7 protein-coding genes and 3 pseudogenes are annotated in these 8,376 nt (G+C 71.5%); 4 read left to right on the plus strand and 6 right to left on the minus strand.

The window, feature by feature from the left end; translation table 11 throughout:
* The 3 genes from edd to ACTIR_RS0112770 all read left to right on the plus strand — a co-directional run.
* Positions 1–1,771: phosphogluconate dehydratase (gene edd, locus ACTIR_RS23130; RefSeq protein WP_034239736.1), on the plus strand; the 1,771-nt coding region annotated here is incomplete at its 5' end.
* On the plus strand, positions 1,768–2,415 hold the full coding sequence (gene eda / locus ACTIR_RS0112765; RefSeq protein ID WP_026454582.1) for a bifunctional 4-hydroxy-2-oxoglutarate aldolase/2-dehydro-3-deoxy-phosphogluconate aldolase: 648 nt from the start codon (positions 1,768–1,770) through the stop codon (positions 2,413–2,415). The genes edd and eda, both read left to right, overlap by 4 nt.
* A 106-nt stretch (positions 2,416–2,521) precedes the next feature.
* Positions 2,522–3,976, plus strand: a complete 1,455-nt coding sequence (locus tag ACTIR_RS0112770) for a lipase maturation factor family protein (RefSeq protein WP_026454583.1) — start codon at positions 2,522–2,524, stop codon at positions 3,974–3,976.
* Positions 3,977–4,359: 383 nt separating this feature from the next.
* Here ACTIR_RS0112770 and ACTIR_RS0112775 read toward each other — a convergent pair whose 3' ends face one another.
* From ACTIR_RS0112775 to ACTIR_RS0112785, 5 genes and pseudogenes are all read right to left on the minus strand, one after another.
* Positions 4,360–4,854 carry a regulatory protein RecX gene (locus tag ACTIR_RS0112775; RefSeq protein WP_007024188.1) on the minus strand — a complete coding sequence of 165 codons (495 nt, stop codon included), beginning with the start codon at positions 4,852–4,854 and terminating at the stop codon, positions 4,360–4,362.
* Positions 4,855–4,867: 13 nt separating this feature from the next.
* A complete protein-coding gene (locus ACTIR_RS27760) occupies positions 4,868–5,365 on the minus strand; it encodes a hypothetical protein (protein WP_411431329.1) in 498 nt (165 codons plus the stop codon).
* A gap of 171 nt (positions 5,366–5,536) precedes the next feature.
* Positions 5,537–6,397: pseudogene (locus ACTIR_RS27765) on the minus strand (LAGLIDADG endonuclease); the annotation flags it as partial.
* A pseudogene (gene recA / locus ACTIR_RS27770) lies at positions 6,389–7,003 on the minus strand (recombinase RecA); the annotation flags it as partial. The pseudogenes ACTIR_RS27765 and recA, both read right to left, overlap by 9 nt.
* Positions 7,004–7,326: 323 nt before the next feature.
* Positions 7,327–7,521: a DUF3046 domain-containing protein gene (locus tag ACTIR_RS0112785; RefSeq protein WP_026454585.1), complete on the minus strand. Its 195-nt coding sequence runs from the start codon at positions 7,519–7,521 to the stop codon at positions 7,327–7,329.
* A 57-nt stretch (positions 7,522–7,578) separates the two neighbouring features.
* Here ACTIR_RS0112785 and ACTIR_RS27695 point away from each other — a divergent pair, with 57 nt between their 5' ends.
* Positions 7,579–7,701 (plus strand): hypothetical protein, encoded by a 123-nt coding sequence (locus ACTIR_RS27695; protein ID WP_007024191.1) that lies wholly within the window; start codon positions 7,579–7,581, stop codon positions 7,699–7,701.
* Between the two features lie 34 nt (positions 7,702–7,735).
* Here the strand turns inward: ACTIR_RS27695 and ACTIR_RS0112795 are convergent.
* Positions 7,736–8,376, minus strand: a pseudogene (locus ACTIR_RS0112795) (Hsp70 family protein); the annotation flags it as partial.

The raw sequence follows: 8,376 nt of genomic DNA on the forward strand, positions 1-8,376 counted from the left end.
CGCCGCCGCGGCGGAGGGGCCCGCCCGGGCGGGCCTGGGCTGCAGCAACCTCGCGCACGGCTTCGCCGCCTGCTCCGGCACCGACCGCACGGCACTGCGGGGGTTGCGCAAGCCGGGAGTGGCGATCGTGTCCGCGTACAACGACCTGCTGTCCGCGCACCAACCGCTCGGCACGTTCCCCGAACGGATCAAGCAGGCCACCCGGGAGGCCGGGGGTGTGGCGCAGTTCGCCGGCGGTGTGCCCGCGATGTGCGACGGCATCACCCAGGGCCGCACCGGGATGGAACTGTCCCTGTTCAGCCGGGACGTGATCGCCATGGCCACCGGCGTCGCGCTGTCCCACGAGATGTTCGACGCCGCGCTGCTGCTCGGTGTGTGCGACAAGATCGTGCCCGGGCTGCTCCTCGGTGCGCTGTCGTTCGGGCACCTGCCCGCCGTCCTCGTCCCCGCGGGGCCGATGACCTCGGGCCTGCCCAACCGGGAGAAGGCCCGCGTCCGGCAGGACTACGCCGAGGGCCGGGCCACCCGTGCCGACCTGCTCGACGCCGAGGCCGCCTCCTACCACTCCCCCGGAACCTGCACCTTCTACGGCACCGCCAACTCGAACCAGCTCGTGGTCGAGGTGATGGGCCTGCACCTGCCGGGATCGAGCTTCGTGCACCCCGGCACCGAGCTGCGGGACGCGCTGACCGAGGAGGCCGCCCGCCGGGCCGTGGAGATCTCGCGGGGCGACGAATACACCCCGCTCGCCGAGGTCATCGACGAGCGCGCCGTCGTCAACGGCCTCGTCGCGCTGCTGGCCACCGGCGGGTCGCCCAACCACACGCTGCACCTGGTGGCCGTCGCCGCGGCCGCGGGCATCGAACTGACCTGGGACGACTTCGCCGACCTCTCGGCGGTCGTGCCGCTCGTGGCCAGCGTCTACCCGAACGGCAGCGCCGACATCAACCACTTCCACGCCGCGGGCGGTGTCCAGGTCCTCGTCGGTTCCCTGCTCGACGCCGGGCTGCTGCACCCGGACGTGCGGACCGTGGCCGGGGACGGTCTGCACCGCTACCGGTCCGAACCCGTCCTCGACGACGGCAGGCTCACCTGGCGCGAGGTCGAGCCCCGCAGCCTCGACGAGGACGTGCTCCGGCCCCCGCACCGGCCGTTCGCACCGGAAGGCGGTCTGCGGGTGGTGGACGGCAACCTCGGCCGCGCCGTCGTCAAGGTCTCCGCCGTCGCCCCCGAACACCGCGTCGTGCGGGCACCGGCACGGGTGTTCGCCACGCAGGCGGAGTTCGACGACGCCTACCGCGCGGGCGAGCTGGACCGCGACGTCGTGGTGGTACTGCCGCACCACGGGGCCCGCGCCCGCGGGATGCCGGAACTGCACGGCCTGATCCCCGCACTCGGCTCCCTGATGGACCGGGGACACCGCGTCGCACTCGTCACCGACGGGCGCATGTCCGGCGCCTCCGGCAAGGTCCCGGCGGCGATCCACCTCAGCCCGGAAGCCGCCGACGGGCCCCTGGCGCGCGTGGCCGACGGGGACCTCGTCCACCTCGATGCCGACGCCGGACGGCTGGACCTGCACGTGGACCCGGCCACCCTCGCCGCCCGCACCCCCTCCGACCCGCCGGACGAACACACGTGGGTCGGCACGGGCCGGGAACTGTTCCGCGCCCTGCGCCGCTCCGTCGGCGCGCCCGAACAGGGGGCGAGTGTGTTCACCCCCGCGGCGGTCCCGAGCGCCGCGGGGAACGGCACGGAGAGGAGGACGGCGTGAACCGGGACGGATCCCCCACGCTCGACGCCCGGACGCTGCTCGGCCTGTCCCCGGTCCTGCCGGTGGTGGTGCTGGACGACGCCGACGCCGCCGTGGCCACCGCACGCGCCCTGCTGGCGGGCGGGGTCGGCGTCATGGAAGTGACCCTGCGGACCCCCGCCGCGCTGGAGGCGATCACGCGGATCCGGCTCGAGGTGCCGGACCTCGTCGTGGGTGCGGGAACCGTCACCCGTCCGGACCAGGCCGACCGTGCCGCACACGCCGGTGCGACGTTCCTGGTGACCCCGGGTCAGACCGACACGTTGCTGGACGCGGCCGTCGCCACCGGGCTACCCGTCCTGCCCGGGGTGGCCACGGTCTCCGAGGCGCTGCGGGCGGCCGAGCGGGGGCTCGACACGCTGAAGTTCTTCCCGGCCGAGGCGAGCGGCGGCGCCGCGGCACTGTCGGCCTTCGCCGGACCGTTGCCGGACCTCCGGTTCTGTCCCACCGGAGGGATCACCCCGGACAACGCCGCGCGGTACCTGGCACTGCCCAACGTCGACTGTGTCGGCGGCACCTGGCTCACCCCGGCGGACGCGATCGCCGCCCGTGATCTCGGCAGGATTGAGACACTGGCACGGGAGGCCACCACGCCGACCACCTGAACCGGCCACACCGACCGGCCCGGCGGGGGACGCGGCGTGGATCACCACGGGGATCACCGGGTGGCTCGTCGTGTGGACCACCGCGAACGGGAGGGGAGAACGTCCGGTGCACTGGGACTGGTTCACCGCCGACGGGTACTGGGCGTCCCGTCTGCTGTTCCAGAAGCTGCTGGCCGCGATCTACGTGGTGGCCTTCGTGTGCGCGGCGAACCAGTTCCGGGCGCTGCTCGGCCGGCGCGGCCTGCTGCCCATCCCCGAGTTCCTCCGCCGGGTCTCCGCCCGCGAGGCACCCAGCCTGTTCCACTGGCACTACAGCGACCGGTTCTTCGCCGTCGTCGCCGGGACCGGGATCGCGGTGTCGGCGGCGTTGCTGCTCGGTGCGGCCGACCGGGTCCCGGTGTGGGCAGCGCTGCTGCTGTGGGCGGTGCCGTGGGTGCTCTACCTCTCGATCGTCAACGTGGGCCAGGCCTGGTACTCGTTCGGCTGGGAATCGCTGCTGCTGGAGGCCGGGTTCCTCGCGATCTTCCTCGGTCCCGCGCACACCGCCGTGCCGCTGCCGATCCTGCTGCTGCTGGTGTGGTTGCTGTTCCGCGTGGAGTTCGGCGCGGGGCTGATCAAACTCCGCGGTGACCGGTGCTGGCGGGACCTCACGTGCCTGCACTACCACCACGAGACACAGCCCATGCCCGGCCCGTTGAGCTGGTACTTCCACCACGCACCGGGCTGGGCACACCGGGCGGAGGTGCTGGCGAACCACGTCGCGCAGCTCGTCGTGCCGTTCGTCCTGTTCGCACCGCAGCCCGCGGCGACCGTGGCGGCCTGCCTCGTCCTCGTCACCCAGGGCTGGCTGGTGCTCAGCGGGAACTTCGCGTGGCTGAACGTGCTGACGATGGCTCTCGCGGTCCCCGTCATCGACGGGCGGCTGTGGCCGTGGGCACCGCCGGAACCCCCCGCCGACCCGCCGCTCTGGTACGGCGCGGTGGTCCTCGCGGTGACCGCGCTCGTCGTGGTGCTGAGCTACTGGCCCGTGCGCAACCTGATCGGCCGGGGACAGGTCATGAACACCACCTACAACCGGTGGCACCTGGTCAACTCCTACGGGGCGTTCGGCAGCGTCACCCGGGACCGCTACGAGGTGATCATCGAGGGCACCGCCGACGCCCACCTCGGCGACGACACGGTCTGGCGGGAGTACGAGTTCAAGGGCAAGCCGGGCGACCCGTACCGGAGGCCGCCGCAGATCGCGCCCTACCACCTCCGACTGGACTGGATGCTGTGGTTCGCCTCGCTGTCCTCCCGCTACGGGGGCCGGTGGCTGCCCGCACTGGCGACCCGGCTCCTCGACGGCGACCCCACCGTCCGCCGCCTGCTGCGGCACGACCCCTTCGACGGCGAACCACCGCGGTTCCTCCGCGCCCGGCTGTTCCACTACCGCTTCACCACCCGCACCGAACGCCGCGAGACCGGCGCCTGGTGGGTCCGGGAACCGGTGGGCACCGTGCTCCGCACCAGCCGCCTGGCCCCCGACGGCACCCCCATCCCGGTCCCCCTCCCCGACTGACCCACCCACCCCCCGCGAGTCGCCGTTCCAGGACCGCGAGTTGACGTCCCAGGACCGCGAGTCGACATCCCAGGACCGCGAGTCGACATCCCATGACTGCGAGTTGACGTTCCGGCCCTGCGAGTTGACGTTTCAGGACTTCGAGCCGGCACCGGGATCGCGAAGCTCCTGGTGAGGCCCGGTGGTGCGGCGCGGGAACGCAGGAGGGTCGGTCCGCACGAGGTGTCGATCCGTCCGCGCCAGCTGTGGACCCGTGGGCGCGAAATGTCGACTCGCCGGCATGGGGCGTCAACCCATGGGAGTGAGGTGACGACTCGTGGGCACGAGGTGTTAACTCGCCTGCACGAGGTGTCGACTCGCGGGCAGGGGGTGTCGACTCGCGGTCAGGGGTCGGTGAGTTCGGTGCGGACGACCGAGTGGGACAGGCCCTCCGGGTAGCCCTTGCGGGCCAGCATGGCGAGCAGGCGGCGGGTGGCCTTCTGCTCGTCCACACCGGTCATCGTGCGCAGCTTCTTGCGGACCAGTTCCCGTGCGCGCTGCTCCTCCGACTCCTCGTCGATCTCGTTCGCCGCCTCGGCGGCGACCTCGGCGTCCACACCCTTGCGTTTCAGTTCGGCCACCAGGGCGCGGCGGCCCAGGCCCTTGTGGGTGTGCCGCGACCGCACCCACGTCTCGGCGAACGCCGCGTCGTCCACCAGCCCGGCATCGTCCAACTTGGCGAGCAGGCTCCCGGCGATCTCCTCGTCACAGCCCTTCCGCGCCAGCGCCTGCCGCAGTTCCTCCCGGGTGCGGGGGCGGGCGGCTAGGAGGTCGAAACAGACCTCCCTGGCCTTGCGCCGCGCCTCCTCCGGCGGCAGATCCGCCATCGACTGCGCCATGAGCGGCCGGTCCCTAGAACTCGGCCGACGCCGGCTCGTCCGTCGACTCGGCCTCGGCCTTGACGCCGACGCCCAGCTTCTCCTTGATGCGCTTCTCGATCTCGTTCGCGACGTCCGGGTTGTCCCGGAGGAACCGGCGCGCGTTCTCCTTGCCCTGACCGAGCTGGTCGCCCTCGTAGGTGTACCAGGCGCCGGACTTGCGCACGATGCCCTGATCCACCCCCATGTCGATCAGCGAACCCTCGCGGGAGATCCCGACGCCGTAGAGGATGTCGAACTCGGCCTGCTTGAACGGCGGCGCGACCTTGTTCTTGACCACCTTCACCCGGGTGCGGTTGCCGACCGGCTCACCGCCGTCCTTCAGCGTCTCGATCCGACGCACGTCCAGCCGCACCGAGGCGTAGAACTTCAGCGCCTTCCCACCGGTCGTCGTCTCGGGGCTGTTGTGCACCATGACCCCGTCGACGAAATAGTTGTGGTTCCCCTCGACCTCGATGTCGAAGCGGTGCATCGACCGGGTCGCCGGCTTCGTGTGGATGTCGAGGACCCGGGCGGGCGTCGGCCGCATCCGCGGCTCGGCGAACTCCGGCCGAACGGAGCACCGCCCCCGCAACCGGGGCAGCAGCTTGTACTCCATCGACGCCGGCACGTACGGGGCGATCATCTCCTGGAACCGCTCGGTCGCCGCCGTCGAGAAGCGCAGGACCGCCACCCCGCGCGCGCCGCGGTAACCGAGCTGGACGTCGAGGTCGTAGCTGTCCCGGAGGTGGTTGAGCAGCCGGGTCCTGGTGTCGGTTCCCATCGCCTCGACGCAGATCTCGATCCGGCCGCTTCCCCCCTCGGTGCGTTGCTGCGCACCCTTCGAGCGCATCGTGAAACTGCCGTCGTCCAGGTACCAGACCGCGAGCGCCAGCGGCGTCAGCGCCTTCAGGTAATCCCAGGAGAGATGCTTCCTGCCGTCACCGAAGTAGACCGCGCGACGGATCTCGGCCAACTCCGGAAGTGGCGTGAAGTCCGCGAACGAGGCGCCCTTGTCGTTCGTGGACCTCGTGCAGGAAACATTGCCCAGCAGCGACACCTTCCAGTCGAGGTATTCCGTCTGCTGCGCACCGTGCCCCATCCGGAACCGCACGCCCGAACGGTCACGCCGATTCGGGGAGATGCTTCCGTCGCCCATCAGGGACCCGAGCACCAGCTGCCACTGTTGTTCCGACAGGACTTCCTTCTCGTTCGCCATCACCCGGTCGCCCGGGGTCAGCTCACCCGCGTGCCGCCACCCGCCGGGCGTCCGGACGAGGTGGTTCTCCGTGGCGGCGAACTGGGCGCGGCCGTTCCCTCCGGACTTCTCCACCGTGAACTGGAGGAATTCCTCCGCCGGCCCGTTGTCGAACCAGTCGACGACCTTGCGCGGAACGACGCGGTCCGCCTCCGGATCGTACGAGAGGACCTCGACCGGGAGTTTCTGGTTGACGATCTTCCCGATCTTCTCCTGACTCCCGTCGGCCAGGGTCACCCGCGTGGAGTAGTTGAAACACCCGAACATGACCCCGACTTTTTCGCGAAGTTGGTTGATGAAGATGGCGGTGGTTCCGGAATTGTGCAGTGCGCCGGTGATCTTGCGGAGTGCCTGGCTCATCAGGCGGGCCTGCAACCCGACGTGCGAGTCGCCCATCTCGCCCTCGATCTCGGCGCGGGGCACCAGCGCGGCGACCGAGTCGATCACGACGACGTCCAGGGCGCCGGAGCGGATCAACATGTCCGCGATCTCCAGCGCCTGTTCCCCGGTGTCCGGCTGGGAGACCAGCAGGGCGTCGGTGTCCACGCCGAGCACCTTCGCGTACTCCGGGTCCAGGGCGTGCTCGGCGTCGATGAACGCCGCGATGCCCCCGTCCTTCTGCGCGTTGGCGACGGCGTGCAGGGCGACCGTCGTCTTACCGGAGGACTCCGGCCCGTACACCTCGACCACACGGCCCTTCGGCAGTCCGCCCACGCCGAGGGAGATGTCCAGCGCGATGGCCCCGGTCGGGATGGCCTCGACCGGCGGTCGGGTGTCCTCGCCGAGCCGCATCACCGAGCCCTTGCCGAACTGTTTGTCGATCTGCGCGATGGCGAGATCGAGTGCCTTGCCCTTGTCCGGCGCTGCTGGCATGGAAATCCACCTCATTGACTGCTGGCTGGTTGGCTGCCGTCCCCGGCCCGCCCCTCCGGTACCCGGAAGCGGCCGGACGACCGTGTGGCGTCACCCCGGGAGGCCGTGGTGTCGGGTCCGACGGTACGGGGCCCGTCCGACAGTTTCGACGCCGCGACCGCCACCTTGTGGACCGACGGCTGCCTGTGGACAACCACCCTAGCCGAACACCTGTTCGACGTCGAATCGACACACCGGCATGGTAAGCTCTCGCGCTTCTCTCCGCCCACCTCCCGTCCCGCGGAGCGCGTGGCGGGGAACGGTCGGCCACGTGGCGGGGCCGGTCAGCGCCGTTCGGCGGGGATGTCGAACTCCGCGCACACCTGACGCCAGATCTCCTTCGGGGAGACACCCTCGTCCAGGGCCCGCTCGATCGTGCGCCCGCCGAGGCCGCTGAGGACGTGGTCGACGGACAGCGTCTCGGCCCGCGCGGCCCCGAACTCCTCGGCCATCAGCCGCCGGAAAACCGTGATCCGCATCGGCTCCAGGGTAGTCCGGCTGCGGCGGGGTCCCCGCCCCCGCCGTACGGTGAGGGCATGCTGCTCGCACAGGAAGCGTCCGAGCTGGGCTCACTGGCTCTGCGGCTCGCCTCGATCGCCGTGGTGGTGTCCGCGCTGATCGTTCTGATCATCACGGTGCGCAACAACCGGCGGAAGTGACGGCCGGCCCGCCCGGTTGCCGGGCGGGGGCCGGTCACTCCCCGGGCTGCACGGTGCGCTCGAAGTAGTCGGCCATCTCGTCGGGCGAGGTCGGCTCCCCGTCCCCGTCGACGTCGAGCTGGTACACGAAACCGGCCACCGGCCGGTCCGGCACGGTGAACACCAGCACCGACGCGGTCCTCCCCGACGTCGCGGCGTAACTGCCGTCCAGCGCGTTGCCCCGCCAGTTCGCGCGGACCTGTTCGAGGCCACCCGTGCGGGTCAGCAGGGTCTGGGTGGACCGCTCGACCGCGTCGTCGGCACGGCCGTGCAGATACGTGATCTGCGCACCCGGCAGTCCCGGGGCGGAGCAGGTCACGCTCGCGCCGAGTTCCGACTCGTCGACCGCGGCGGCCGCGGGCCCGGTTCCCGTGCCCGGCTCGCAGTCCGCACCCTCCGGCAACGTTCCCGCGAGCTGGCGCAGGCACCCGGTGAAACCCTGCGCGTCCACGCTGCCCGGCTCGGCGCACTCGGCCGCGGTGTAGGTGGTCACCGTGGGCCCGGAGGTGAGCCACAGGACCGCCCCGACACCCGACCCGATCGCGACCACGCCGATCGCCGAGGCGACCAGCCACCTCGTGCGGCCGCCACGACGGGCGGGCCGGACGGGTCCGGACGGCGGGTGGGTGGGGTTCG

Origin of the sequence: Saccharomonospora iraqiensis subsp. iraqiensis (assembly GCF_000430445.1) — a bacterium.
In the GTDB taxonomy this organism is placed as follows: Bacteria; Actinomycetota; Actinomycetes; order Mycobacteriales; family Pseudonocardiaceae; genus Saccharomonospora; species Saccharomonospora iraqiensis.

Bases quoted from the DNA above. Each gene is read 5' to 3' on its own strand.
- ACTIR_RS0112775 (WP_007024188.1), bottom strand. From the start codon at position 4,854: ATGGCGCAGTCGATGGCGGATCTGCCGCCGGAGGAGGCGCGGCGCAAG.
- ACTIR_RS27760 (WP_411431329.1), bottom strand. From the start codon at position 5,365: ATGCACCGCTTCGACATCGAGGTCGAGGGGAACCACAACTATTTCGTC.
- ACTIR_RS27695 (WP_007024191.1), top strand. From the start codon at position 7,579: ATGCTGCTCGCACAGGAAGCGTCCGAGCTGGGCTCACTGGCTCTGCGG.
- ACTIR_RS0112785 (WP_026454585.1), bottom strand. From the start codon at position 7,521: ATGCGGATCACGGTTTTCCGGCGGCTGATGGCCGAGGAGTTCGGGGCC.